Raw genomic sequence first — 25,454 nt, forward strand, 5'->3', positions numbered from 1 at the left:
AAATGGTAGATATTAAACTATTACAGGATCTGTGTAATTCAGATGGAATAGCATCAAACGAACAAGAGATAAGAGATATATTAGTTAAAGATATAAATGGACAAGTTTCCTTTGATGGCATTGGAAGTATGATAGTTAAACATAATGCTATGAATAATGACAACTACAATAGTAAGGATAATGCTGATAAGTCTAGAGCTCTTAAGCTTATGTTCTGTGCTCATATGGATGAGGTTGGCTTTATGGTTAGACATATTAGCGATATAGGAATATTGCATCTTATGCAGATAGGTGGAGTTAAAGATTCTGCAAAGAGCTTTCAAGCAGTTAATGTAACATTGGAAGATGGGAAGAAGCTAAGAGGACTAATGAATTGCTCCTATGATGATAATCATAAGGTTAAGGATGTTTATGTGGATATTGGATTAAGCTCAAGAGAAGAAGTTTTAAAAGCTGGAGTTAACATAGGTGATATGGTTTGTTTTGCTAGTAATAGTGAGATGATAAATGAGAATGTGTTAATGGCAAAGGCTCTTGATGATAGAGTTGGATGTTACATATTAAAGGAAGTTGATAAGAGACTTAAGGGTATAAATCACGATAATGATGTGTATCTAAACTTTACTAGTTCAGAAGAGGTTGGAACTAGAGGGGGTAAGTGTAGTACTGATATAGTAAATCCTGATATAGTTTTTGCTATAGATGTTGCTTGTGCACCTGATTTAGTAAGAAATTATACTAATCAACGTCAGATTTCAAAAGGATGTATGATAGTTCATTATGATAAAACTATGATTCCAAACAAGAAGTTTTTAAAGTTTATTAAGGATATAGCTTTGGAAAATAATATTAGCTTTCAATGCGATATGTTTAGTGGTGGAGGAACTGATGCAGCTAATGCACATTTAGTTAATGGAGGAAAGCTTGCGATAGTTTTAGGTATACCTCTTAGGTATTGTCATGGAAGTTATTCGATGACAGATTTAAGAGATGTAGAAGGGTTAGTAGAATTAATTATTAATATTATAAAAACATTAAATAGAGAAAAATATGAAGTTATATCGAGTTACTTGTGGGAGGTATAAAAAATGAATGAATTAGAGATGAAAATAATGCAGATTATAGGGGCTGCTGGTGAGAGTAAAGCAAAGGCTTTTCAAGCTTTAAAAAATGTTAAAGAAAGAGATTATGAAGGTGCTAGAGCTTTAATGGAAGAAGCAAGAGAGATAGATGTTGAAGCTCATAATGTTCAAACAAAATTAATTCAGGCTGAACTTTCTGGAGATGCTGAAAGCAAACCAATGGTTAACTTACTTATGGTACATGCCCAAGACCATTATATGTCTTCACAGCTATCTAGAGATTTAATAGAAGCATTAATAGAAGTATTTGAATCAAGGGAGGAGAAATAAAATGAGAATTGTATTATGTTGTGCTGGGGGATTTTCAACTACCATGTTAATGAATAACATGAAGAAGACTGTACATGAAAGTAAAAAGTTAAATGATGCTGATTTTGAATTTACAGCTGTACCTGTAGATTTATTAAAGCAAGAAACAGACAATTGTGACGTACTAGTTGTAGGACCGCAAATTGCACATAAGCTAGATTATATTAAAGAGATAATTGGGGAAATTCCATACACTGTTATCGATCAAGATACTTACGGAAAAATGGATGGAGCAACAGCTTTAAAGATGGCTTTAATAGCTCATAAAAAGGCAGAACTTGCAAAGCAAAAGTAAGTATAGAAGGTAAGTAAAATAAATGATTAAATATGGGTTTATCTAGGAGGGAATTATACATAAGGATTTTAGTATTTAATCATTAAGAATATAGGGATTTAAGGGAGGGAAATAATATGTTTGATAAATTCGAAAAATTTATGAATAAGTGGCTAACGCCTCTTGCTCAAAAAATGGACAAACAGCCACATTTAAGTGCAATTAAAAAGTCAATGGTGGCTATGACACCAATACTTATTATAGGAAGTTTATGTTTAATACCAGAAGCTATAGCAAATATGATTGGAGAAACAAATCCAATATCACAATTTATTTTAACTAATATGGATAATTTCTATTTACCATTCTACTTAACTATAGGAATGATGGGCTTCTATGTTTGTTTATGTATTACTTATTTCTTAAGTGATCACTATAAATTATATGTTCCAGGGGCAATGGTTCTTGGAGCAGTTGGGTTCCTTTTATTAGTATTTAGCTTTACTGAAGATGGCGGTATGGTTATTAAATACTTAGGAACTAAAGGTTTATTTATGGCAATGGTATCGGGGATATTAGCTGTTGAACTATACAGATGGTGTAAGAAGAAAAACTTCACAATACGTATGCCACAAAGTGTACCTGATTTCGTTTCTAGATCTTTTGAATTAATTCCTACAACTGTAATTATAGTTGGTACGTTTATGGCTATAAGATTATTAAGCTTAGCATTTTTTGATGTATTACCACCAGAAATATTAACTCAATTCTTATCACCATTAGTAGGATCATTAGATAATCCTTGGACATTTGTATTTATAACTTTCCTTGGATGTACACTATTTTTCTTTGGAATTCATCCATCAGTATTATCACCAATAACTGCTCCAATAGCAGCTCAATTCTTAGCTGAAAATATTGAAGCTATGCAAGCAGGTCAAGCACTACCACACTTCTACACTGGTGGTATGACAAGTGCCTTTGCCAACTTTACAGGAACAGGTGTTACTTTTGGACTTGTATTCTGGTGCTTATTATCTAAAAATCAAGCTAGTAAAAAAGTGGGTCAAGTTTCTTTAGTGCCAGCGCTATTTGGTATTAATGAACCAATATTATTTGGTGCACCAATAGTATTAAACCCAACATTCTTCTTACCATATGTTATTGGTGGAACGATTTTAGGTACATTCCCAGCGTTCTTAATGGAAGCTGGAATCTTAGCAAAACCAATTTTTAACCCACCATATGTTGGAGTATTCCTAGAAGGATTTTTAGTAAATGGAGATTGGTTAACTATTGCTGTTAATGCACTTCAAATGATTGGATCAATTCTTATTTGGTATCCATTCTTCAAGTTATATGAAAAACAAAATCAACTAAAAGTAGAAGATAATAAAGATTCTAAAATTTCAGAAGAAGATTCAGCATTATTAGGTGATTTAGATTTCTAAAAATTAAGGCAAGCGTAATGCTTGCCTTTTATAATTTTTTAGAAATTTGTAGCGAGATTTAATTAACAGGTATACATAATTTGGTAAGTAGATTTTTTATAGGAGGAAATATGGCAAGACATTTAGATAATATGAGGGACTTAATAGAAGAGTTAAGTTTAGATGGTATATTAATAAAATCAAAAACAAGTAAAAAATATTTAGACACTTTAACAGGAAGTGGTGTACAAATATTATTTACTAGAGATAATTCTTATGCAATTTTAGATGGAAGATATTTATCTGAAGCAAGAGAAAGAAAAGATGAGTTAATAATAATTGAAAATACTCCTGCTAAAAGTAATAAATCTCATTTTGATGTTGTAAGTGAAATTTTTAAAGAGTTTAATTATTCTAAGTTAGGGATAGAGGCTAATAGTTATTCAATTTCTGATTATGAAAAGCTAAAAAACTATGACTTTACTGTTACTTTAGTTAATGATGAAATAAATGAAGCCAGAATAATTAAGGATGACTTTGAAATTAATATTTTAAAGGAAGCTTGTAAGATTACTGATGAAGTATTTGCTGATGTTTTAAAGCATATTAAAGTAGGAATAAGTGAAAATGAAATAAATGCATTAATACATTATTATGCTTTAAAGGCAGGTGCAAGTAAGTTGTCATTTGAGCCAGTAGTAACTTCAGGTACAAGAACTGCACTGCCTCATGGAAGACCTACTGATAGGAGAGTTAAGGTTAATGAACCTATAATGATTGATTTTGGAATAGAGTATAAGAATTATCAGTCTGATATGACAAGAATGATATTTTTAGGAAAGCCTTGTGAAGAGTTAAATAATATATATAATGTTGTTAAGATTGCTCAGCAAGCTGGAGTAGATGCAATAAAATCTGGAGCGTTAGCTTCAGAAGTTGACTTTGTTGTTAGAGAGATAATTGAAAAGGCTGGTTATGGTGATAATTATAATCATGGATTAGGACATGGCATAGGAATAGGAGATGGATGTGAGTATCCATTTTTAAATCAAAGCTCAAAGACTATTTTAAAGGATAATATGGTAATGTCTTGTGAGCCAGGCATATATGTAGAAGGCTTAGGTGGAGTTAGGATTGAAGATGATGTATTGATTTCAGAGGGAATAGGTATACCTTTAAATCAAACTACGAAAGATATGATAATTTTGGAGGTATAGTATATGAAGCATAATTTTGATCAAGTTCATAATAGATTAAATACGTATTGTACACAGTGGGATTATATTCAAGATCGATTTAATAAATCAGACTTAATTCCTTTTTCAATATCGGATACTGATTTTACAGTGCCAGAGCTTGTATATAATAAGTTAAATAAAGCACTAGAACATCAAATATATGGTTATTCAAGATGGAATCATCATGATTATAAAGGATCAATTGCTGGATATTTTAAAAGAAGATTTAATAGCTATGTAGATGAAAAGTGGGTAATTTATTCTCCATCAGTAATGTATTCTGTTTCACTTTTATTAAGAATTTTAAGCGAAGATAAAGATAAAATAGGTACATTTAATCCTATGTATGATGCATTTATAAATGTTATTGAGCAGAATAATAGAGAATTAGTAAAGGTTGAGCTTCATGAAAATAAAGGGGAATTCTTTATAAATTTTAATGAATTTGAAGAAGTAGTTAAAGATTGTAAGGTATTTTTATTATGCTCACCTCATAACCCAACAGGTCGTGTATGGACAAAAGATGAACTAGAAAAGATTGTAGATATATGTAAAAGATATAATGTAAAAATAATAAGTGATGAAATTCATGCCGATATTGTAATGCCAGGGCATAAACATATTCCTATGATTAATTACTTAGATGAATATAAGGAAATTTATTTAGTTTCTTCAGGTAGCAAAACCTTTAATTATGCAGGATTAATTGGCTCTTATGCTATAGTTCCTGATGACAATATAAATGATTTATTTATACATCAAACTAGAACTAAGGATTTTTTAAACTCTGTAAGTATTTTAGGTATGTATGCAACAATGGTTTCTTATAATGAGTGCGATTATTATATAGATGGTCTAGTGGAGTATATAAATAGTAATATGGATTATATAGAAAACTTTATTAAAGAAAATTTTAAAAATATAAAGTTTAAGAAACCAAATGGAACATATTTAGCTTGGATAGATTGCAGAGAGTTGCCATTTACAGCAGACCAAATTCAAGATGTACTAGTAAACATTGGGGGAGTAGGAATAATGAAAGGCGAAGTATATGGCGGTGAAAAATATTTAAGATTAAATTGTGGGTGTCCTCTTTCTAAATTAAAGGAAGGCCTTGAAAGATTTAAGAAAAGTATTGAGTATCTTTATAATAGTCAATTATAAAATTATAAAAAGTTATATGATACATACTATACATTTGTTTTGAAGAAAGCTACAAATAAATTTAAAAATAAACTTCAAGAGAAAATTAAAAAACATTTGATTGAAATCTCAAATGAATAAATATAGAAAATAGTAATAAAAAGGGCTGTCTAAGTAAATGATTAAAAATAATTTACGTAGACAGCCACTTTCTTTAATATTCTTACTTATTAAAATATAAAGTTAGTAAAAGATGAATTTAAAAAAGATGATGCTATAGAAGCAAATAAAACAACAATTATAAGTGTTATAAATAGTGATATTGCAAGTAAGACTAAAGGAGCAACTATGTTAGTGCCACCATTAGCTTTTATTTGTTCATCTACATTACCAAATTGTTCGAAGAAGCTTCTTAAAGATTTAATCTTTCTTTTAGCATGAGTAATATAAATTGAATTAGCAAATATACCAACTAATATTGAAAGTATAAGATTACCTATTAAAGCAACATTAGAGCTTGTAAATTCTGCTATAAAAGCTATTATTACATTTATAACAGAGTAACCAATAAACCATTTATATAACTTTCTATATAAGAACCAGTATCCAGGTACAAAAAATGCTGCAAAATTCCATGACGGAAATTGTTTAGTACCATCTTGTTTTCTCATCTTTTTAAAATAATATTCAGTATTTGAATGACCAATAAAATTAACAAAGTCTTTTTCATCTTCAACTAAGTTGTTAAATTCATCATCGAATGTTTCATTTTCCATAAAAAAATCTCCTTTTGTCATAATTTTTATTATCTAAAGAATAGCACAAATTTTTTAATATAAAATAGATTAAACGTTAATAAAGATTATTATTTTATAAAGATTTAAAGAACATTTATAGAAAAAATAATGAATATAAAAATTTTAGAAACTTGTAAGATTTACAAAAGTTAAATTTTAGGGTTAAAGGTTATTATTACAATATAATAAGTTTTGATGATATAATCTTACAAGAGAAAGGGTGGGATAAAATGAATAAAAATAATATTTTAGTTGTAGATGATGAAGTAGAAATTGTAGATGCAATTGAGATATATTTAAAAAATGAAGAAACTAATATTATTAAAGCTTATGATGGGGAAGAAGCTTTAAAAAAGCTAAAAGAAAATGAGATACACTTAATAATTATGGATATAATGATGCCAAAATTAGATGGACTAAAGGCTACTATGAAAATAAGAGAAGAAAAAAATATTCCTATAATTATTTTGTCAGCTAAGTCTCAAGGGCATGATAAAGTATTAGGTCTTACTATGGGAGCAGATGATTATATAACTAAACCATTTGATCCATTAGAATTAATAGCTAGATCTAAATCACAACTTAGAAGATATAAAACATTAGGAAGCTATAAGGTAGAAGAAATTATTAAAGAAAATAAAATTGAGATAGGAAGAGTTACTTTAAATAAAGATAGCAAAGAATTAATTTTAGATAATACAAGTAGAGTTAAACTTACATTGACAGAATATAAGATATTAGATCTTTTAATGAGTAATAAAGGAAGAGTTTTTTCATCAGAGCAGATATATAGAAATGTGTGGGGGGAAGATGCAATAAATACAGATACAATTATGGTTCATATAAGAAGGATTAGAGAAAAGATAGAAATTAATCCTAAAAAGCCAGAATATTTAAAGGTGGTGTGGGGAATTGGATACAAGTTCGAAAAAGTATAAAAAAACTTTTAATAAAGGATTACTTTTTAATATAGCTGTAATTGGAGTAGTTTTAACCATAACATTAGTTGTTAATTATGTAATTTTTACTGGATATGAGAAGAGCAGAACTGCTATATGGTTATTAAGTTTTATAATAATACTAGCTATATTTACATGTGTAAGTAAGGTAAGGAATGCTTTATTATTCTTTTTATTAGATGATACATTAAATAAGCTTGATAACAATAAGAGTATAGATTACTCTTTAGCTGAAATATCAAACTTTCCAAAGTTTTTATTAAATGTATCAGGAAAAGGATATTTAAAATTTCATAATGGATTAGAAGAATTATTAGATTTAGCAATAGAAAGTGGTAGAAAAGTAAGTGAAAATAAAGGTGAAGAAAAAACAATAAATAATCTTATATTATCTTTAGAAAAACCATCTAATAATATAGTAAATCTTATAGAAAAGCTAGATGGTACTAGCGATAAAGAGATATTAGATAAGTTAGAGAAAGAAGAAATAGAATTAAAACTTTCTATAGAGAGATTATTCGAATGTTCTAAAATACTATCAAGAAAATTAGATGTAGAAAGGACTAATATTGATATAGTATCCATTATAAAAAATACTATAGAAGAGATGAAAGATAGTTTAATAAACAATGAGTTAGTATTTGAATGTGCACATGATACTTTATATGTTTATGGTGATGGAGAAAAGATATGGTTATCATTAAAATACTTAATTCAAAATGCAATAAAACATTCTCAAGATAAAAGTAGAATATTTATAGAAGTCATACCAGAGAGAAGCGATAAGTATGATATGTTTTCAAAGGTTTATATAAATATAAAAAATACATCAAAGCATATTTTAAAAGGGACTAGTGACGGTATAGAAATAAAAGCAGTTAGAAAATTAATTGAAGTGCAAAGTGGTGAATTAAATATAGTTAAAGATGGTGACCTTTTTAAGAGTATTATAACTTTAGAATATGGTGGTGAAAAAGATGCTAGTTTATAAATTGTTAGAGAAAAGGCAGAATAAAGAAAGGTGGTATTCTAAAGAAGAGGATAATATAAGTTCAAATGTTTATAAAAAAACTATATTAGAAAAGTGGATATTTTTAGTTGGATTTGTAGGACTTATAAGTTTGTATTTATCTAGTAGTAATTTGGAATTTAGTATTACAGAGATGATTTTAGAGTTTACTAGTGTAGGAGCATTAGCTTTATTAGGAGTATTAATTGTATCTAATGTGTTTTATTTAATAAAGTATTATATGTTATATAAAAATGAGACCAATAAATATAAGTGGTTATACTTAAATAGAATTAAATTAATAATATTTGAAGTAGTTATAGTAACATTATTTATGTTTATTTTCTATAATCTATATGAATTATCAATTAGTCACTATAAGATTATAGAAATTCAAAAATATATAGAAAATGAGTTGTATATAAGTAATATAAATCTATTAGAAATATTAATAGGAGAAAACTCACAATTTATAATAGCTATTGAAATTATTATATTAATTACATTACTTTATATATTTTTAAAAGATAAGTTTAGAGTATTTATGACAGGTACTTTTATTAAAAATGTAAGAAAAAGAGCTAAGAGTGGAGATTTTCATACTATAAAACGTGGATTAGATAATGAAATACATTTTGATAAAAAAGGAATATTATATGGAGCTGATTTTTCTATGATTTTGAAGGGGATTTCAGAGTTAATATCAAAATTGAAAATTAAGGGAATAGAAGAGGGAGTAAGTGAAGTAAGTAAAAATGAACTTATAACTAATGTTTCACATGATCTAAAAACACCACTAACATCAATAATAAATTATACTTATATACTTAAAAATAAAGACTATACAGAAGATGAAAGAAAAAAATATATAAGTATACTAAAAAGGAAAAGTAAGAGATTAAATGATATATTATTAGAATTAAAAGGTGAAGAAAACTATATTAATGATTTTAATATAGAGAAAGAAAGTGTATTTTATATGGTAGAAGACTGTGTTAATGAATATAAGCTAAAACTCAAAGGCAATAATATAGGAGTTTTATTTGAGAATTCAGTAGATGAAATAGTTAGTTTTAATAAGAAAAGCACTTTAAGAGTAATTCAAAACATTATAGATAATATAAAAAATTATGCTAAAGAAAATAGTAATATATTAATTTCATTTAAGATAGAAAATGAATATGTAACTGTTAAATTTAAAAATATATCAAAATATGAAATGAACTTTAAAAAAGAAGATGCACTTAGAAGGTTTTGGAGAGGTGACTTATCAAGAAATACTGAAGGAAATGGTCTTGGTCTTGATATATGTAAATCACTTATGGAAAAACAAAATGGAATCTTCGATGTAGAGATAAAAGGAAATACTTTTATAAACATAATAAAGTTTAGGAGACAATAAAAAGGAGGGCCCTATCCCTCCTTTTTATTGTGGTGTAGTTAAAAATATATAGTTATGAGTGTATTGCTATAACTGGTAAATTACTTAAGTTGTTGGATTCATTATCATCAGGTAAGCTTCTTATGTATTCTTCCCCTTTTCGAGAAACACTTACACCAACACCTTTGATTTCGCCATCCTTAGCCATTTGAACTGCAGCATTTTTATCGATTTGATGTCCATTTGAAAGTTCATATCCCACGATACGACTGCCATGTTTAACAACTCCAGTAATTTCTAGTGCATCGCTTTTAGGAGCTTCTGAAGGCTTATTAATACTTTTTGGTAAGTTACCAATCATATTATTATTTGTTTCATTATTCATAAAGTCTACCTCCTTATTTGATACACTAATAGTTTTAGTAATTTAAATAAAAATATGCATTATAGAGTTGTATTACTTAAAAATTTCAGTAATAACTTTGCCATCTAGATTATCAATTTTATCATTAAGCATATGGAATATAGTAGCACCTTCATCCATAAGGGTCATACTGGATATTTTATAATTATTTTTTATGCTTTTATCCTTTATAGTAAAAAATGTTTTATAATTATTATCTTTTGGAAAATATCCATGAGTTCCTAAATCGTATTTTTCTTTAGTTCCTTCTATGATATTAGGAGAGTAGTCATTAATGAAATAATAACCATCATTAGCTTCAAGCATAAAATCAGAGTTAGGGTCAGCACCAAAAGAAATAGCTTCCTCTTTTGAATAAATATTTTTTATACAGTTATTATTTTTAAGAGAAAAGTCTTTAAGCAAATTATAAACTTCATCTTTAATATTTTTATTATTTAAATATATATAAGCAGAACCATCACAATAATTACAGTAAGCATCATAACTCTTTATTTTCTCGTTTTTAACCTTAATATAGCCATTTTCTAAAAATAATCTATTTATTTTTATTACAAAGTTAGTGTCTTTGCAGCCGTGATCACCAAGTGTTATTATAGTAGCTTCATCATAAATATTATTTTCTTTTAAGTATGATACAATTTTTCCAAGTCTCTCATCATGCCTATTTAAAGCATTCTTAATTTCAGAATTTTTTGTACCAAGTTCATGTTTTTTTGTGTCCACATCTGTAAAATGAACTAATATAAAATCAGCTAAATCATTTTTTAGAACATACATTAAACTTTCAAAAGTAAAGTTGTCTAAGTTAGGTTGGTTTATTCCATCTCTTAAATGGCCAAACATATTATTTACTTTAAGCTGAAAACCTAATGTACCATTTAAAGCTGAGACAATTATTTGATTTTGCCAAAATCTATTTGGTAAAACTTCAGGGAGGTTAAGATCAACTGTCTTTGATTTGGCAGTTACTGGCCAGAAAAGTGCACATGTTCTAAAGCCCTTTTCTTTTGCAGAATCATATATAGTTTTTCCATTAATATAATCTTGTCTCCAAAACCAATCAGCTTTTTTTCTAAAAGGTTCAACCTTTATATTATTAATAATTCCATGATTTATAGGAAGTTTACCAGTTGAGATAGAAGTGTGAGCTGGGTAAGTAAGGGAAGGGTATACGGATTCAACATTTTCACAATAAGAACTATCTTTAATTAGAGCTTTAAAGTTCTTTAAGTTTCTTATATATTCAAAATCTTTATTAGACACTGCATCAAAAGATAATATAATAAATTTCTTTTTCATTAAAAAAACCCCTTTAATAGTAATAATATAAATATATTTTACTATAAAGGGAGTTCATTATATATAATTTTTATATTCTAAATTTTTAAAGAGTATATTTAGTTAAGATCAATATCGCCACTTATAGTTTTTACTTTAACTTTAGAATTTCCATTACCTTTTTCAAGATTAATATTATTGTGATTTATATCACCAGATGTACTATTTAATTCGAATTTTACATTATTCATAGTACTTGCATTCGAAAGTATAACATCACCAGAAGTTGATGTTATATCTAATAAATTAATGTTGTTAGAAAGATCTGCATTTATATCTCCAGATACAGTTTTAAACTTTGCCCTCTTAAATTTTGTTTGGGAATATAAAGATATAGTTCCACTTGTTGAAGTAATATTTAACTCATCTGAAATATTATTATCTCTTAATATTACATCAGAAGAAGTTGATCTAACAGCTAAATTACTAGCTTTTATACCATCTAAATTAATATTTCCGCTTACAGTATCAATTATTATATTGCCATTAAATTTATTAGGGATTAAGATTTCAATATTACCGTTATAAATTTTCTTTTCTGCATCATTCATAGATATATTAAGAGTATTATTTTTTTTATCTAATACAAAACCATCAGAAACAGTTTCGTTAGGTTTTGAAGAATTACCTGAATAATTAGCATTAAAATGATCTGAATCATAACTCTTTAAAGAGATATTAGATGATACAGTTTTAATATGAAGAGTTTTTATATCATTATTAATCACATAGCCGGATGTATCGGAAAAATAATGGGAGCTTCTCCAATTTGAAAAATCAAAAAGATTATCTGAAACATCAACGCCAAATATTTTTTTGAATTCTTCTTTATAATTAGATAACTTATAATTGCTGTTATATAAAACTACGAAACAAGATATATATGAAAAAATTGAAATTAGAAGGAGAACTAGCAATGTTATTTTAAATTTCTTTTTTATAATTTTTTTCTTCACCTTAGTTACCTTCCTTTCTAATTTTTTTTAATAAATTTATTATTGAAATAACTATCCATTTAATGAAATAGTAAGTAAGCATACATAAAAGTATTGTTAGTGCTAAAGATCCAATTATAAATAAAACTATAACTGAGTTTGGAAAATCTATTATAAATTTAGGAGTTTCACTAGCTCCTAAAACTACTAAACCAAGCTTAGATAATATAATTGCAATACCTGATATTGATAAACCGAAACTTCCACCTATAATTCCCATAAATATACCAATTATACCAAAAATGAGTCCGACACCAGCTGCACCTAAAGCAAGAATAAATGGGCTAAAGAATATAAAGGCTAAAATAATAAGAATAACTTTTAATGGGCCCATACTGCTAGATGCAAAATTTCTAGCAAACCAAGATTTATCCCTTGTATTGTTATTATTCATAGTATCATTATTGCTTGTAGTAGATTCATCATGTCTATTAGAGTTATAATCGCTGTTTATATCAGGATTAGAGTAGCTATTAGAGTCATAACTATTAGTATCTGTATAAACATCCTCATAATTTACATCACAATAGAACTTTGTATCATCCTTATCTAAATTAAGAGTATCTTTAGTATCATAAGATGTTTTTTCTAAATAAGCACATCTATATTGATAAACTATTTCATAAGGGTTTCCAAGTTCATCAATAATTTCTTCCTCAGTTTTCCCATTAGATTTTCCTATAGTAAAGTGCTCTTGATAATCAAAAAGAATATCAGCAAGCTCTTTTTCAGGAAAGTCTTTTAAGCCATTAGCTAGTATAGATAAAAAATCTTTTTTATTCACAGGTGTAACCTCCAATAATAATATTGTTAACTGCATTTTGGAATTCAAGCCATTCGCGTTCCAAATTTTCTTTATAATTGTATCCAATAGAAGTTAGACGATAATACTTCCTTGGTGGGCCTTCCATAGATTCTTGAAGATAAGTTGTAAAGTAACCCTCTTTAGTTAATCTTCTAAGAATGGGGTATACGGTACCGTCTGAAATTGATATATGCTTTGAAATTTCGCTTATTAATTCATAGCCATAGCAATCTTTTTTAGAAAGTACAGATAGAACACATAATTCTAGGACACCCTTTTTAAGTTGAGTATTCATGTGATTATATTACTCCTTTATCTCATATTAGTAAATTAATACCAATTAATAGCTATAGTATACAATAAGGTATTGTTTAATACAAGATAGTGAACTATGAATAATATGTATTTTAAGAATATTATAAGAATTATTAAGATTCGTTTATAAAAAAATTATAATAAAATAATTGACAAAATCTCTGAAAACGTTTAATATTAAATTAAAGATTGAGCCAAATTGCAGCCAACAAAAACATATTCATATAAATTTTACGCCTTTAGATTACATTTTCTAAGGGTTATTTTTTTTGCCATAAAACTGTGAATAACTTAAGAAATATGGGTAAAATATAGTATATTATAACCTTATTTTTACAAAATAATCAACAGGTCTCAAACCTTGGTAAACAGAGGGTTTATAAGGAATTTATGTTGAAAATGTGGATAAGTTCACCTAAAATGTGGATAAGTTGTTTTATATAGTAAAATTATTAACATAACATAATTAGACACAATATATACTTTTTGCAATAATAAATGTAACAATATAGTGGAATTTGTATAAATAAATATTATTGATTAAAATTAATTGTATAAAAACGATATATATTGGCAGAAGAAATTAACATTATGCACAAAACTGTGGATAAAAAATGTGGATAATGTGGACAAAGATGGAGGAAATGCTAAATGAAGTATGGAAAAGACGTATTAGAAAGTAAATTTATAAGTAGACCAAATAGATTTAATGCAGTTGTTAATTTAAATGGAGAAGACATAACGGTTCACGTTCCAAACACAGGAAGATGTAAGGAGCTTTTGAAAGAAGGGGTAACTGTACTTCTAAGAAAAGAAGATAATGAGAATAGAAAAACAAAATATGATTTAGTAGCTGTGTATAAAGGTGATAAACTTATAAGTATAGATTCTCAGATACCAAATAAAGTAGTTCTTGAAGCGTTAAAGAATAAAAAAATAGATAAGCTTAAAGAATATCCTATTATTTTAAAAGAAAAGACTTTTGGAAATAGTAGATTTGATTTTAAATTAGGAAAAGAAAACGGAGATGAATATTATTTAGAAGTAAAAGGGGTTACTTTAGAAGAAGACGGTAATGCTGCCTTTCCTGATGCACCAACTGAAAGAGGAAGAAAACACCTTTTAGAGTTAATAGAAGTTAAAAATAGTGGAAGAGGAGCTGGTGTTTTATTTTTACTTCAAATGGATGGAATGAAGAGTTTTAAGCCAAATGATGAAACAGATAAAAAGTTTGGAGATGCATTACGAGAAGCAAGGGATGCTGGAGTTGATATATTTGTTTATGAATGTTTAGTAGAAAGAGATGGTATAACATTAACGAAAGAAGTAAAAACTAGTTTTTAGAAAATTAACTTCTAAAAGAATTATGTATACTTTATAATATAGTTAACTATAGAATACGGGAGAGAATAATATGAAGTTTGAATATTGTCCAAAATGTGGAAGAAAATTAGAATTATTTAATTGTTGGGATGAAGGATATGTACCCTATTGTAAAGTAGATGATACTTTGTATTTCGATACCCCAAAGCCATGTATAGTTGTTGGAGTTATTAAAGAGGATAAAATACTGTTATTAAAGCAAAGTTATATATATAAGCATTCAAAAGTCTTAATTTCAGGATATGTAGATCAAAATGAACGAGCAGAAGATACTGTCCATAGAGAAGTACTTGAAGAAGCTGGTATAACTATTAAAGATGTTACTTACTTAGGTTCAGACTTTGTTAAGGATAAAGATCTATTTATGCTAACGTTCATGGCAAATTATGAAAGCGGAGAAATTAATAAATCAGATGAAGTTGAAGGTATTGGCTGGGTAGATTTAAAAGATGCATTATCACAAATGGAAGAAGATATAATAGGTAAAAAAGTAGTTAAGAAAATTATAGATATTAGAAACGGTAAATAGAAAATAAAGCCAAAGATAATTTATATAAGTTATCTTTGGCTTTATTAATTTAAATTTATTCGTTTCTAGTAAGTTTAATATGAAGAATGGAATTTTCATATGATACTTCACATTTATCAGTCATCATTCCAACTAAAGATAACTCACAGTCAAAGGCATTATCTCCACTAAGTTGCCAGTAATATTGTTCAACTTCATGTTGACGTGGAATGTTTAATGAGTGAACTAAATTATCAAAGTCTTCTTTTGGTAATTTATTAATGATAGCATTAATTGTTATTACTGAAGTAGAATTATCATTTTTTATATTTACGGTAACATCATTAGATGCAAAATGATAACAAAAAGATACTATTTCATTAATTATTTTTAAGTTTTTTTCAGTTTTAAATTTCATCTGTGCGAACCTCTCTTTTGAAAGTAGTTATAATTGGTAGTATAATCATTGCGACAAAACCACCTGCAAGTCCATTATTATAAAGATTTAGCCCCCCATGAAGATATCCTACATTTGATACTAATGCTACATGAAGCATTCCAGTAATTATCCCTATTTTCCATCCGAATTTACCTGAGATAGGAGCAAGGCAAGTACTAAATAATATTGCTAAAAGAATTCCTTCATCAGTGATATTAAATACACTAATTGAAGCAGCGATTGTTGCACCTAGCATTACAGGAATAATGTTTAATAAGTGTTTACCAAAGCATCCAAAACCTATTATAGTAAATAATCCACCGATAGTTGGACCATTTATATCACCACCTATTAAAACTAAGTAAAAGGTTGAAAATAATCCTATAATCCCCATATTTATATAAGCGCTATTTCCAAATAATAAGTAAAAATCAGAAACTAACTTACCAGATTGTTTATTTATTTTAGTTAAATTTGTTTTTATATCTCGTCCAAAATAAATTCCAACACTTATTAAGTAAAGACAGATTATTATTATAAATACTAGGAAAAATTTATTATTTCCAGTACTCCATATAAGTTGAGTTTCAAAATCAATTCCAACAAATCTAAATAGAGACATAAGTAGTGTAGCTAAAAGCCCACTTGCAAACCCAATATTATAAAGATTATATCCACCATGAGAGGATATACAATGAGCTGCAATTGGAGCTAATATAAAACCTATTAATACTCCAATTAATCCGCCACCTAATGATCCTAGTAAAATATTATTAGAAGTAAATCTAAGTTGACTTACTGTTGGAGCTAGAGTTGTTGATAGAATCATAACTAGTGCATAATTTAGTAGTGGAGCTTTTTGATACTTTGAAAATAAATAAACACCAAACATAACAGGCCATATATTAAGAATATTTTTTCCAAAGAAAGAGAAACCAGTCATAAGCCATAAGGCCATTATAGTTGATCCATTTGGCTTTATACCTAGAAGGTATAATATCAAAATACTAATTAAGCTAGTAAGTGCAGCATTTATTAAAGTAGCACCGATTCCCCCAATAGATATATAATCTGTTATTAAAATATCTGGAGTTAATATAATTGATTTTAAACCAGTTAAAATCTCATTAGGTGAATCAACAAAAAAGGCTGTAACAATAAAAAATAGGTATAAAGCAATTAATATTTTGTAAGGTAAAAAAAGCTTACGTTTTGTCATCACAGTCTATTCACCTCAATTTATAGAGTTATAAATATTATAATATATAAATGTATACGTTATCTATAATAAAATGTTGAAAATTTTTTAATATAAAATATTTTCAGAAATAAAAGTTAAGGCTATAATAAAGTGTAAAGTTATTAGATATTTTGGAGGGAGAAAGTAAATGATTAAGGAGAATGAAAAATACGTACCAGAAATATCAGGTACATTGAGAAATCATATAATAGAAGCGCCATCAGTAATAAGAAGATGTAGTGGTATAAAAATCTTTGGAAAAAGAATAAAATCTATAATGTTTTCAACTGATGTTGCAATGATAAAAAATACAAATGCAGATGCTATTATGGCGGTATATCCATTTACGCCCCAACCCAAAATAACAGAAGCTATAATAACAGCAGCGGATGTTCCAGTATTTTGTGGAGTAGGTGGAGGAATAACTCAAGGAAGAAGAGTTGTAAACTTAGCTCTAGATGCAGAGTTTAAAGGAGCTATAGGAGTAGTTGTAAATGCACCAACTTCAAATAGTATTCTTAAAAGAATTAGAAAAACTGTAGATATCCCAATAGTAGTAACTATAGTATCAGAAGATACAGATATAGATGATAGATTAAATTCAGGTGCTACTATATTAAATGTTTCAGGAGGAAAAAATACTCCAAGAATAGTTAGAAAAATAAGAGAAAAGTATCCATTGATTCCTATAATAGCAACAGGTGGACCAACAGAAGAGAGTATAATAGCAACAATAGAAGCAGGAGCTAACGTTATAAGTTATACACCACCATCATCAGCTGAGATTATGGGAGACCTTATGGACGTATATAGAGAAAAAGGTATTTAAAAATACATACAAATTTAGAAAAATGTATTAGATTTTAACTAAATGAAAAATTTTATTGAAAAAATAGAAAAATATGGTACAATAATATAAAAATATAATATTATGGTAAAAGAAACAGCCCTAGGGTAGAGGTGCCGAAATTATTAGTATTTTTCTCGAGACGCAATCTATGAAGGAAAAAGAAAGGAAAATCGGCCGAAGGGTTATATTTGCAAGATATAACTCTGGGTATACATATAACATATGTATAACTGTCACATAACGTGGAGAGCTACAAGGACGAATTGCATATCTAATATTTAATTATATAAGTAGTATTTATAATACTTTTTATTGTTGAATATTTTTTACGTGATAAGTAGACCTTATAACCCCACACGCTATTACCCGTCACAGTTTGTTCTGTGGCGTTTTGTTTTACTTAAAATAGAGTGGAGGAATCGTTTATGAAATTATTTGGTACTATGAAAACAGAGGAAAATTCTTTAGTAATTGGAGGAATAAAAGCTACAAAGTTAGTAGAAAAGTATGGAACTCCTTTATATGTAATGGATGAAGAATTTTTAAGAAACAATTGTAGAAAATATTATAGCTCATTTAAATGTGGTAGTAGAGGAAATAAAGTAGCATATGCAGGAAAAGCATTTTTAACTCTTGCAATGTGTAATTTAATAAATGAAGAAGGATTATATTTAGACGTAGTTTCAGGTGGAGAACTTTATACAGCATATAAAGCAGGATTTCCACTTGATAAGGTACTATTCCATGGAAATAATAAAACATTAGAAGAGATTGATATGGGGGTACGTCTTGGTGTTGGAACTTTTGTTGTTGATAACCTTTATGAAATAGAGCAGCTAAATCAAAAGGCAAAAGAACAAGATAGAATTCAAAATATTTATTTAAGAATAACACCAGGAATTGAAGCTCATACTCACGAGTATATAAAAACTGGACAAATAGACTCAAAGTTTGGTTTTGCACCAGTTGGAGATAATATTATAAATGCAATAAATAGAGCCATAAAATTAAAAAATGTTAATTTGTGCGGTCTTCACTGTCATATAGGTTCACAAATTTTTGATATTGAACCTTATGAAGAGGCTTCCGAAGTAATGATAAAACTTATGAAAAGAATAGAGGAGAAAACAGGATACCTAATTGAAGAACTAGATTTAGGTGGAGGATTTGGTATTTATTATAGTAAAGATGATTCTCCAAAAGAAACAAAAGAATATTGCGAAGCTATTTTAAATAAAGTAGATAATGTCTGTAAAGAGATAGGACTAAAAAGACCGACACTTATAATTGAACCTGGAAGATCAATAGTTGGTAATACTGGATTAACACTATATACTATAGGTTCTATAAAAAATATTCCATCTATTAGAAAGTATGTTTCAGTTGATGGAGGAATGACAGACAATATAAGGCCTGCTTTATATAATGCTCAGTATGAATGTATAGTTGCAAATAGAATGATATATGAATCAAAAGAAAAGGTCACAATATCAGGAAAGTGCTGTGAATCTGGAGATATACTTTTAGAAGGAATAAAAATACCATCAGTTTTAAGCGGAGATTTGCTTGCTGTAATGTCTACTGGTGCTTATGGATATTCAATGGCAAATAACTACAATAAGATTCCAAGACCAGCAGTTGTTATGGTTAAAGATGGTGAGAGTAGAGTAATATGCAAGAGAGAAAGTTATGAAGATATGATAAGAAATGAAGTGGGTTAATAAGGAGAAAATATGGGTGTTAGATTTATTAAAAATTGGGTTATTCCGATAGCTTCAGCAATTGTAGTTGCAGTGCTTATAAATAAGTTCTTAATATTTAGAGTTGAAGTTCCAACTGGCTCTATGGAACCTACGATAAATGTAGGAGATAAATTTTTAGCAACAAAGGTATATAACTTTGATAACATTAAAAGAGGGGATATATTAGTTTTCTATAATGAGGAATGTGAGAAAACTATGATTAAGAGAGTAATAGGATTACCTGGAGATAAGATTAATATAAATGGTGATTCACTATATGTAAATGGAGAAAAGTTAGAAGAAGATTATGTAAAGTATCCGCAAGAAACTTTTGGAAGTTATGAAGTTCCAGAAGGAAAGTATTTTTTCTTAGGAGATAATCGTGCAAATTCAGCTGATTCAAGATATTGGGTTAATCCATATATTGATGAAAAAGACATCGAGGGAAAAACTCAAATTAGAATTGCACCTATTAAAAATTTTGGTAGTATAAATTAGATAATTAATATAAGCTATTTTTATAAATTACATTCTTATAGATATATGAATGATATTTATGAAAATAGCTTTTCTTATTAACAAAATGAAAATAAATTTTTCAAAAACCTTAATAAATTAAATATTACTGAAAGAAAATTGACAAAAAAGTATGTTATAATTATTAAAGAATATGGAATTTTCAGAAAGGTTAAAAAGGTCGATAATATATTTATGAAGGAAAAATATATAGTTGATAGAATAGAATCAGAACATTATATCCTTGAAACATCTAGTAGTAAAATGATAAAAATCCCTAAAAGCAAAGTAAAAGAACCTTTAAAAGAAGGAGATGTACTTTATAAGATTGGGGAAGAATATATCTTTAATAAGGAAGCTACACAAAAACGTATTGATGAGATAAATGAGCTTATGAAAGGGATGTGGGAGGAATAATGAATGAAGAAAAAAACGAAATAAAAATTACAGATTATACAGAGAAAAGAACAGAAAGAAATAAAAAGAATAGTTTATCTAAGAAAAACAATTTATTTTTTGATTGGGTATTACCAGTAATCATAGCAGTTGTCCTTGCAGTACTTATTAACAAGTTCTTGATATTTAAAGTATACATTCCTAGTTCCTCAATGGAACCAACATTAAATGTTGGTGACAATCTTTTTGTAACAAGGGTTTACAATCCAGAAAAGCTACATAGGGGAGATATTGTAGTTTTTGATTCTAAGGAATTAAATGAAACAGTTATTAAAAGATTAATTGGTCTTCCAGGAGATACAATTAAGATTGATGGTGGAGTTGTATACGTAAATGGAAAGAAATTAGATGAGCCATATGTTAAAAATCCAATGGATACATATGGGGAATATAAAGTTCCAGAAGGAAAGTATTTCTTCTTAGGAGACAATAGGGCAAATTCTAATGATGCACGTTTTTGGAAGAATCCGTACATTGATGGTAGTGATATAAGAGGAAAAGCACAAATTAGAATATATCCGCTAAATAGAATTGGCTTACTAGAATAATAATACAAAAGAGAGAGGTGGAGTAAATGCAACAAGAAAATAAAAAAAGAAATAAAAGTGGGATTATATATTTTATAATAGCTTTAGTTATAATAGCGTCTTTTAACTACGTAAGAGAAACTTCTATGAATAAAGAAATTACGTATACCAAGTTCCAAGAGATGGTTAAAAATGAGCAAATTTCTAAAGTTGTAATAACAAGCGATAATTTAATAATCACTCCAAATGATAAGAGTGATCTTAAAGGAAAAACTTTATATACTGTAAATATTAAAAATGATGATTTACTTAAAGAACTTAACGCAGCACACATTGATGTAACAGGTCAAAATCCTAAACAATCACCTATATTTGATTTCTTATTAATTTATGGATTACCAATAATATTATTCTTTGTTATGTGGAGATTCCTATTTTCTAAGATGGCAGGCAAAATGGGTGGCGGCATGATGTCAATGGGAAAAAATAATGCTAAAGTTTATATGGAAGATGAAATTGGAGTAACATTTAAAGATGTTGCAGGTCAAGAAGAAGCAAAAGAATCATTAGAAGAAGTTATTGATTTTTTAAATGATCCAAGTAAGTATACAGAAATAGGAGCTAAGCTTCCAAAAGGTGTACTTTTAGTTGGACCTCCAGGAACAGGTAAAACATTACTTGCCAAGGCAGTTGCAGGAGAAGCTAAAGTACCATTCTTCTCAATTGCAGGTTCAAGTTTCGTTGAAATGTTTGTTGGTGCTGGTGCAAAGAGGGTTAGAGAACTATTTAAAGATGCTCAAGAAAAAGCACCATGTATCATATTTATAGATGAAATTGATGCTGTTGGTAAGAGCAGAGATAGCCAACTTCAAAGTAATGATGAAAGAGAACAAACACTAAATCAATTACTTGCAGAAATGGATGGATTTGATTCATCAAAAGGTATAGTAATACTTGCAGCTACAAATAGACCAGAAATATTAGATAAAGCATTACTAAGACCTGGTAGATTTGATAGAAGAGTAATAGTTGATAGACCAGACTTCCCAGGAAGAGAAGCGATACTTAGAGTTCACGCTAAAGATATTAAACTTGGAGAAGATGTAGATTTAAAAGAAATTGCAAAGAGTACTCCAGGTGCAGTTGGGGCAGACCTTGCAAACATAATGAATGAAGCAGCACTTAGAGCTGTTAGACAAGGAAGGAAAGAAGTTATCCAAGACGATTTAAGGGAAGCTGTTGAAGATATAATAGCAGGTAAAGAAAAGAAAGATAGAATTTTATCTCCTAAGGAAAGAAAGGCAGTTGCATTCCACGAAGTTGGGCATGCTTTAGTTGCAGCACTTTCAGATGGAGACCCTGTTCATAAAATTACAATAGTACCAAGAACTATGGGTGCACTTGGTTATACTATGCAATTACCAGAAGAAGAAAAGTATTTAATTTCTAGAGAAGAGTTATTAAATCAAATAACTGTAATGCTAGGTGGAAGAGCTGCTGAAGAAGAAGTATTTAACTTAGTATCAACAGGTGCTTCAAATGATATTGAAAGAGCAACTCAAACAGCTAGAAGTATGGTAACTGTATATGGTATGACAGATACATTTGATATGATGGCTCTTGAATCTATTCAAAATAGATATTTAGATGGTAGAGCAGTTAGAAATTGTAGTGAAGAAACTTCAACATTAGTAGATAAAGAAGTATTAAAAATAATAAGAGAAGCTCACAATAGAGCTAGAATGTTATTAAAAGAAAATAGAGACTTATTAGATAAGATTTCAAATGTACTTCTTGATAAAGAAACAATTTTTGGAGATGAATTCATGGAAATAGTTTATGAAAAATATCCAGAAATAAGAGCTAAAAGAGAAGCAGAAGAAAAGAGAAAAGAAAAAGAAAAAAGAGAAGCTAGAATAATTCAAGAAAGCAAAAATGAAAGAAAAAAAGAAGATGTTCTTATGAATGAAGGAACAAATGAAGAAACTGCTTTCTTAGAAACTGTAGTGGATGAAGAAAGCTTAGACCTTTTAAAAGATAATAAAGATGGCAATACTAAAGAAGAGGAAAACACTCCAGATAAGGATGAAATTTAAATTTAAAGGAGATATAGAATATAGTGAATAATAATCTAGATTTTCTGACAGAAGAAAAACACTTAAATCAAACTATAAGTTTATTGAATGAAGAAATATTAAATTATATAAATAAAAGAAAATATATAACAGAATATATTGTTGATTATAGAAAAAAGGTTATAGAAGAGTATAGAGATGATGAAGATAAAATATTAGAATACTTTGACCATGAAGCTTATGTAAAAGAAGAGGCATATAAAAGTATTGATAAGAAGCTTAAAGAATATACTATTTTAAAAGAATCACCATACTTTGGGAAAGTAACATTTATTGAAGATGGCGATAGAACCGCTGAAGAAATATATATAGGAAGATTTGGATTAACTAAAGAAGGAAGCTTTGAGCCAGTTATTGTTGACTGGCGTGCTCCTATTGCATCACTTTTCTATAAAGGAACTCTTGGAAAATCTTCTTACGAATCACCAGTTGGTGAAATTGAAGCAGATATTTTAGGCAGAAGACAACTTATAGTTAAACGTGGAGAACTTAAAGGGGTATTTGATTCAGCATTAGATGTTAAAGATGAAATACTTCAAATGGTTTTAACTAATAATTCTTCTGATAAGCTTAAAGATATAGTAATGACAATACAAGAAGAACAAGATGAGATAATAAGAGCACCAAAAGATAAGGTTGTTGTTGTAAATGGTGTTGCTGGATCAGGTAAAACAACAATAGCCCTTCATAGAGTATCATATCTTTTATATAATTTTAGAAAACAATTTGGAGATAAAGTTCTTATCCTTGGTCCAAATGATATTTTTATGGATTATATAAATGGTGTTTTACCATCTTTAGGTGAAGATGGAATAGATAATATGACTTTTGAGTCTTTTGCTATAAAAGAAATAGGATTAAAAGAAAACTTCACTGAGTTCTCTTATTACATCGAAAAAGCAATGCAAGGTGATGAAAAATCTTTACTAGATTATAAAGAGAAAAGTTCTAAAAGCTTTGCTAAAGAGTTAGATAAAAAAGTACAGGAAATGAATGGAAATTACTTCAATATAAAACCTGTAATATTCGATGGTGAAGAGATTGTATCAAAAGAAGAAATAAAGGAATTATTTGATAAGCACTATGCTTATATGCCTTTATTTAGAAGAAGTGAGAAGATAAAAAGAATACTTATCTCAAAGATAAAAGATAAGAGAGATGAGTATGTTTGGAAGCTTAATAAAGATATAGAAGAAAAAATTAAATCTATTAAAGAAGAAGATCTTATATTTGAAAAAAATAATTTAGATTTCCAAAGAAGATTAAGAATAAGAGAAATCATAAGATATGTAATGAATGCAAGAGATGAGTTAAATACTTGGATTTTACATGAAGATGTAGTAGATATATATAAGAAAGCTACAAATACTACAGATTTAGGATATATGGATCTTGCAGGAATTCTTTACTTAATGATTAAATTAGAAGGTAAAAAATCTAAGAAAGAATATAAACATGTAGTTATAGATGAAGCTCAAGATTATAACTTTATGCAATTTGAAGTAATTAAAGAGCTAACAGGTTCAACAAGTTATACAATAGTTGGAGATAGCAATCAAAGACTTATAGAAACGGATGAAAAACCTGCTATGACAAACTTAGATACAATATTTGAAAAATCAAGAATAATGAATTTCTCTTTAAATAAGAGTTATAGATCAACTCAAGAAATTATGGAATATGCAAGTAAGTTCTTAAAAGAAGAAAGAATAGTTCCACTTGTTAGAAATGGGGAAAAAGTTCTTGAAGAAGAAACTGAAAATATGGAAGAGACAATAGATACTATAAATTCAATTATAGAGGATTATGAAGAAGAAGGTCTTGAAAGTATTGCAGTTATAACTAAAAACAAAGAAGAACTTAAAGAAATATCTCATAGATTAAAGGAAAAAGTTAAGATACTTACTTTTGATAGAAATGATATTATCTATAATGGAGGAAAAGTTCTTATTCCTGCATACTATGCAAAAGGATTAGAATTTGATGGTGTAATTATATTAGAAAATGAAAATAATACACCAGATCTTGTTAACTATATTATGTGCACAAGAGCACTTCATAGGTTATCAATAATTAAAACTAAGAATATTTTATAA

26 protein-coding genes and 1 riboswitch are annotated in these 25,454 nt (G+C 28.0%); of the genes, 18 read left to right on the plus strand and 8 right to left on the minus strand.

Annotated elements, in window-relative coordinates; genetic code table 11:
• Positions 1–2 precede the first annotated feature (2 nt).
• The 6 genes from ypdE to ACZ5TJ_RS02785 all read left to right on the plus strand — a co-directional run bounded on the left by ypdE (position 3) and on the right by ACZ5TJ_RS02785 (position 5,557).
• Entirely contained in the window at positions 3–1,085 is a 1,083-nt protein-coding gene (gene ypdE / locus ACZ5TJ_RS02760) for an aminopeptidase (RefSeq protein WP_464201133.1), read from the plus strand.
• Positions 1,086–1,088: 3 nt separating this feature from the next.
• Positions 1,089–1,412 (plus strand): PTS lactose/cellobiose transporter subunit IIA, encoded by a 324-nt coding sequence (locus ACZ5TJ_RS02765; RefSeq protein ID WP_464201135.1) that lies wholly within the window; start codon positions 1,089–1,091, stop codon positions 1,410–1,412.
• Position 1,413: 1 nt separating this feature from the next.
• A complete protein-coding gene (locus tag ACZ5TJ_RS02770; protein ID WP_464201136.1) occupies positions 1,414–1,746 on the plus strand; it encodes a PTS sugar transporter subunit IIB in 333 nt (110 codons plus the stop codon).
• Between the two features lie 116 nt (positions 1,747–1,862).
• On the plus strand, positions 1,863–3,176 hold the full coding sequence (locus ACZ5TJ_RS02775; RefSeq protein ID WP_464201137.1) for a PTS sugar transporter subunit IIC: 1,314 nt from the start codon (positions 1,863–1,865) through the stop codon (positions 3,174–3,176).
• A 110-nt stretch (positions 3,177–3,286) separates the two neighbouring features.
• Positions 3,287–4,372: a M24 family metallopeptidase gene (locus tag ACZ5TJ_RS02780; RefSeq protein WP_464201138.1), complete on the plus strand. Its 1,086-nt coding sequence runs from the start codon at positions 3,287–3,289 to the stop codon at positions 4,370–4,372.
• Between the two features lie 3 nt (positions 4,373–4,375).
• Positions 4,376–5,557, plus strand: a complete 1,182-nt coding sequence (locus ACZ5TJ_RS02785; protein ID WP_464201139.1) for a MalY/PatB family protein — start codon at positions 4,376–4,378, stop codon at positions 5,555–5,557.
• Positions 5,558–5,766: 209 nt separating this feature from the next.
• Here ACZ5TJ_RS02785 and ACZ5TJ_RS02790 read toward each other — a convergent pair whose 3' ends face one another.
• Positions 5,767–6,312, minus strand: coding sequence for a DUF2628 domain-containing protein (locus tag ACZ5TJ_RS02790; RefSeq protein ID WP_464201140.1), 546 nt, complete (start codon positions 6,310–6,312; stop codon positions 5,767–5,769).
• Positions 6,313–6,563: 251 nt separating this feature from the next.
• Here ACZ5TJ_RS02790 and ACZ5TJ_RS02795 point away from each other — a divergent pair, with 251 nt between their 5' ends.
• The 3 genes from ACZ5TJ_RS02795 to ACZ5TJ_RS02805 are packed head-to-tail and all read left to right on the plus strand — an operon-like array spanning position 6,564 to position 9,703.
• A complete protein-coding gene (locus ACZ5TJ_RS02795; protein WP_055207433.1) occupies positions 6,564–7,271 on the plus strand; it encodes a response regulator transcription factor in 708 nt (235 codons plus the stop codon).
• Positions 7,246–8,283, plus strand: a complete 1,038-nt coding sequence (locus ACZ5TJ_RS02800; RefSeq protein WP_464201142.1) for a sensor histidine kinase — start codon at positions 7,246–7,248, stop codon at positions 8,281–8,283. The genes ACZ5TJ_RS02795 and ACZ5TJ_RS02800 overlap by 26 nt, the downstream gene beginning before the upstream one ends.
• A complete protein-coding gene (locus ACZ5TJ_RS02805) occupies positions 8,270–9,703 on the plus strand; it encodes a sensor histidine kinase (protein ID WP_464201143.1) in 1,434 nt (477 codons plus the stop codon). Before ACZ5TJ_RS02800 ends, ACZ5TJ_RS02805 begins: the two co-directional genes overlap by 14 nt.
• A gap of 52 nt (positions 9,704–9,755) precedes the next feature.
• Here ACZ5TJ_RS02805 and ACZ5TJ_RS02810 read toward each other — a convergent pair whose 3' ends face one another.
• The 5 genes from ACZ5TJ_RS02810 to ACZ5TJ_RS02830 all read right to left on the minus strand — a co-directional run bounded on the left by ACZ5TJ_RS02810 (position 9,756) and on the right by ACZ5TJ_RS02830 (position 13,542).
• Complete coding sequence (locus tag ACZ5TJ_RS02810) at positions 9,756–10,067, minus strand: DUF3892 domain-containing protein (protein ID WP_464201144.1); 312 nt, start codon at positions 10,065–10,067, stop codon at positions 9,756–9,758.
• Positions 10,068–10,139: 72 nt separating this feature from the next.
• The gene (locus tag ACZ5TJ_RS02815) at positions 10,140–11,408 is read right to left on the minus strand and encodes an alkaline phosphatase family protein (RefSeq protein ID WP_464201147.1); all 1,269 of its coding nucleotides are present in this window, start codon (positions 11,406–11,408) and stop codon (positions 10,140–10,142) included.
• A gap of 98 nt (positions 11,409–11,506) precedes the next feature.
• Positions 11,507–12,403 (minus strand): DUF4097 family beta strand repeat-containing protein, encoded by an 897-nt coding sequence (locus tag ACZ5TJ_RS02820; RefSeq protein WP_464201149.1) that lies wholly within the window; start codon positions 12,401–12,403, stop codon positions 11,507–11,509.
• Position 12,404: 1 nt separating this feature from the next.
• Positions 12,405–13,226, minus strand: a complete 822-nt coding sequence (locus ACZ5TJ_RS02825; RefSeq protein ID WP_464201151.1) for a DUF1700 domain-containing protein — start codon at positions 13,224–13,226, stop codon at positions 12,405–12,407.
• Positions 13,219–13,542, minus strand: a complete 324-nt coding sequence (locus ACZ5TJ_RS02830) for a PadR family transcriptional regulator (protein ID WP_045724833.1) — start codon at positions 13,540–13,542, stop codon at positions 13,219–13,221. The genes ACZ5TJ_RS02825 and ACZ5TJ_RS02830 overlap by 8 nt, the downstream gene beginning before the upstream one ends.
• Before the next feature lie 671 nt (positions 13,543–14,213).
• Here ACZ5TJ_RS02830 and sfsA point away from each other — a divergent pair.
• Positions 14,214–14,906, plus strand: coding sequence for a DNA/RNA nuclease SfsA (gene sfsA, locus ACZ5TJ_RS02835; protein ID WP_464201152.1), 693 nt, complete (start codon positions 14,214–14,216; stop codon positions 14,904–14,906).
• A 70-nt stretch (positions 14,907–14,976) separates the two neighbouring features.
• A complete protein-coding gene (locus ACZ5TJ_RS02840; RefSeq protein WP_039311520.1) occupies positions 14,977–15,474 on the plus strand; it encodes an NAD(+) diphosphatase in 498 nt (165 codons plus the stop codon).
• A gap of 55 nt (positions 15,475–15,529) precedes the next feature.
• Here ACZ5TJ_RS02840 and ACZ5TJ_RS02845 read toward each other — a convergent pair whose 3' ends face one another.
• Complete coding sequence (locus ACZ5TJ_RS02845; protein WP_464201154.1) at positions 15,530–15,871, minus strand: hypothetical protein; 342 nt, start codon at positions 15,869–15,871, stop codon at positions 15,530–15,532.
• Complete coding sequence (locus tag ACZ5TJ_RS02850; protein ID WP_464202263.1) at positions 15,861–17,111, minus strand: DUF1576 domain-containing protein; 1,251 nt, start codon at positions 17,109–17,111, stop codon at positions 15,861–15,863. The genes ACZ5TJ_RS02845 and ACZ5TJ_RS02850 overlap by 11 nt, the downstream gene beginning before the upstream one ends.
• Before the next feature lie 169 nt (positions 17,112–17,280).
• Between ACZ5TJ_RS02850 and ACZ5TJ_RS02855 the strand changes: the two genes are divergently transcribed.
• The 7 genes from ACZ5TJ_RS02855 to ACZ5TJ_RS02885 all read left to right on the plus strand — a co-directional run bounded on the left by ACZ5TJ_RS02855 (position 17,281) and on the right by ACZ5TJ_RS02885 (position 25,454).
• Positions 17,281–17,961, plus strand: coding sequence for a beta/alpha barrel domain-containing protein (locus tag ACZ5TJ_RS02855; protein WP_055207423.1), 681 nt, complete (start codon positions 17,281–17,283; stop codon positions 17,959–17,961).
• A 118-nt stretch (positions 17,962–18,079) separates the two neighbouring features.
• A riboswitch (Lysine riboswitch) is annotated at positions 18,080–18,243 on the plus strand.
• 164 nt (positions 18,244–18,407) lie between these two features.
• Complete coding sequence (gene lysA / locus ACZ5TJ_RS02860; RefSeq protein ID WP_464201156.1) at positions 18,408–19,703, plus strand: diaminopimelate decarboxylase; 1,296 nt, start codon at positions 18,408–18,410, stop codon at positions 19,701–19,703.
• A gap of 12 nt (positions 19,704–19,715) precedes the next feature.
• Positions 19,716–20,222 carry a signal peptidase I gene (lepB, locus tag ACZ5TJ_RS02865; RefSeq protein ID WP_055207421.1) on the plus strand — a complete coding sequence of 169 codons (507 nt, stop codon included), beginning with the start codon at positions 19,716–19,718 and terminating at the stop codon, positions 20,220–20,222.
• 213 nt (positions 20,223–20,435) lie between these two features.
• Positions 20,436–20,657: a DUF3006 domain-containing protein gene (locus ACZ5TJ_RS02870; RefSeq protein WP_055207588.1), complete on the plus strand. Its 222-nt coding sequence runs from the start codon at positions 20,436–20,438 to the stop codon at positions 20,655–20,657.
• On the plus strand, positions 20,657–21,244 hold the full coding sequence (lepB, locus tag ACZ5TJ_RS02875) for a signal peptidase I (protein WP_082201711.1): 588 nt from the start codon (positions 20,657–20,659) through the stop codon (positions 21,242–21,244). Before ACZ5TJ_RS02870 ends, lepB (ACZ5TJ_RS02875) begins: the two co-directional genes overlap by 1 nt.
• A 26-nt stretch (positions 21,245–21,270) precedes the next feature.
• Complete coding sequence (gene ftsH / locus ACZ5TJ_RS02880; RefSeq protein WP_055207420.1) at positions 21,271–23,319, plus strand: ATP-dependent zinc metalloprotease FtsH; 2,049 nt, start codon at positions 21,271–21,273, stop codon at positions 23,317–23,319.
• A gap of 23 nt (positions 23,320–23,342) precedes the next feature.
• On the plus strand, positions 23,343–25,454 hold the full coding sequence (locus tag ACZ5TJ_RS02885) for a HelD family protein (protein ID WP_464201160.1): 2,112 nt from the start codon (positions 23,343–23,345) through the stop codon (positions 25,452–25,454).

This window comes from Clostridium budayi, from assembly GCF_055396605.1.

What these genes read in the sequence shown, in the direction of transcription:
- ypdE (WP_464201133.1), top strand. Translation starts at nt 3, where the DNA reads ATGGTAGATATTAAACTATTACAGGATCTGTGTAATTCAGATGGAATA.
- ACZ5TJ_RS02765 (WP_464201135.1), top strand. Translation starts at nt 1,089, where the DNA reads ATGAATGAATTAGAGATGAAAATAATGCAGATTATAGGGGCTGCTGGT.
- ACZ5TJ_RS02770 (WP_464201136.1), top strand. Translation starts at nt 1,414, where the DNA reads ATGAGAATTGTATTATGTTGTGCTGGGGGATTTTCAACTACCATGTTA.
- ACZ5TJ_RS02775 (WP_464201137.1), top strand. Translation starts at nt 1,863, where the DNA reads ATGTTTGATAAATTCGAAAAATTTATGAATAAGTGGCTAACGCCTCTT.
- ACZ5TJ_RS02780 (WP_464201138.1), top strand. Translation starts at nt 3,287, where the DNA reads ATGGCAAGACATTTAGATAATATGAGGGACTTAATAGAAGAGTTAAGT.
- ACZ5TJ_RS02785 (WP_464201139.1), top strand. Translation starts at nt 4,376, where the DNA reads ATGAAGCATAATTTTGATCAAGTTCATAATAGATTAAATACGTATTGT.
- ACZ5TJ_RS02790 (WP_464201140.1), bottom strand. Translation starts at nt 6,312, where the DNA reads ATGGAAAATGAAACATTCGATGATGAATTTAACAACTTAGTTGAAGAT.
- ACZ5TJ_RS02795 (WP_055207433.1), top strand. Translation starts at nt 6,564, where the DNA reads ATGAATAAAAATAATATTTTAGTTGTAGATGATGAAGTAGAAATTGTA.
- ACZ5TJ_RS02805 (WP_464201143.1), top strand. Translation starts at nt 8,270, where the DNA reads ATGCTAGTTTATAAATTGTTAGAGAAAAGGCAGAATAAAGAAAGGTGG.
- ACZ5TJ_RS02810 (WP_464201144.1), bottom strand. Translation starts at nt 10,067, where the DNA reads ATGAATAATGAAACAAATAATAATATGATTGGTAACTTACCAAAAAGT.
- ACZ5TJ_RS02815 (WP_464201147.1), bottom strand. Translation starts at nt 11,408, where the DNA reads ATGAAAAAGAAATTTATTATATTATCTTTTGATGCAGTGTCTAATAAA.
- ACZ5TJ_RS02830 (WP_045724833.1), bottom strand. Translation starts at nt 13,542, where the DNA reads ATGAATACTCAACTTAAAAAGGGTGTCCTAGAATTATGTGTTCTATCT.
- sfsA (WP_464201152.1), top strand. Translation starts at nt 14,214, where the DNA reads ATGAAGTATGGAAAAGACGTATTAGAAAGTAAATTTATAAGTAGACCA.
- ACZ5TJ_RS02840 (WP_039311520.1), top strand. Translation starts at nt 14,977, where the DNA reads ATGAAGTTTGAATATTGTCCAAAATGTGGAAGAAAATTAGAATTATTT.
- ACZ5TJ_RS02845 (WP_464201154.1), bottom strand. Translation starts at nt 15,871, where the DNA reads ATGAAATTTAAAACTGAAAAAAACTTAAAAATAATTAATGAAATAGTA.
- ACZ5TJ_RS02850 (WP_464202263.1), bottom strand. Translation starts at nt 17,111, where the DNA reads ATGACAAAACGTAAGCTTTTTTTACCTTACAAAATATTAATTGCTTTA.
- ACZ5TJ_RS02855 (WP_055207423.1), top strand. Translation starts at nt 17,281, where the DNA reads ATGATTAAGGAGAATGAAAAATACGTACCAGAAATATCAGGTACATTG.
- lysA (WP_464201156.1), top strand. Translation starts at nt 18,408, where the DNA reads ATGAAATTATTTGGTACTATGAAAACAGAGGAAAATTCTTTAGTAATT.
- lepB (WP_055207421.1), top strand. Translation starts at nt 19,716, where the DNA reads ATGGGTGTTAGATTTATTAAAAATTGGGTTATTCCGATAGCTTCAGCA.
- ACZ5TJ_RS02870 (WP_055207588.1), top strand. Translation starts at nt 20,436, where the DNA reads ATGAAGGAAAAATATATAGTTGATAGAATAGAATCAGAACATTATATC.
- lepB (WP_082201711.1), top strand. Translation starts at nt 20,657, where the DNA reads ATGAATGAAGAAAAAAACGAAATAAAAATTACAGATTATACAGAGAAA.
- ftsH (WP_055207420.1), top strand. Translation starts at nt 21,271, where the DNA reads ATGCAACAAGAAAATAAAAAAAGAAATAAAAGTGGGATTATATATTTT.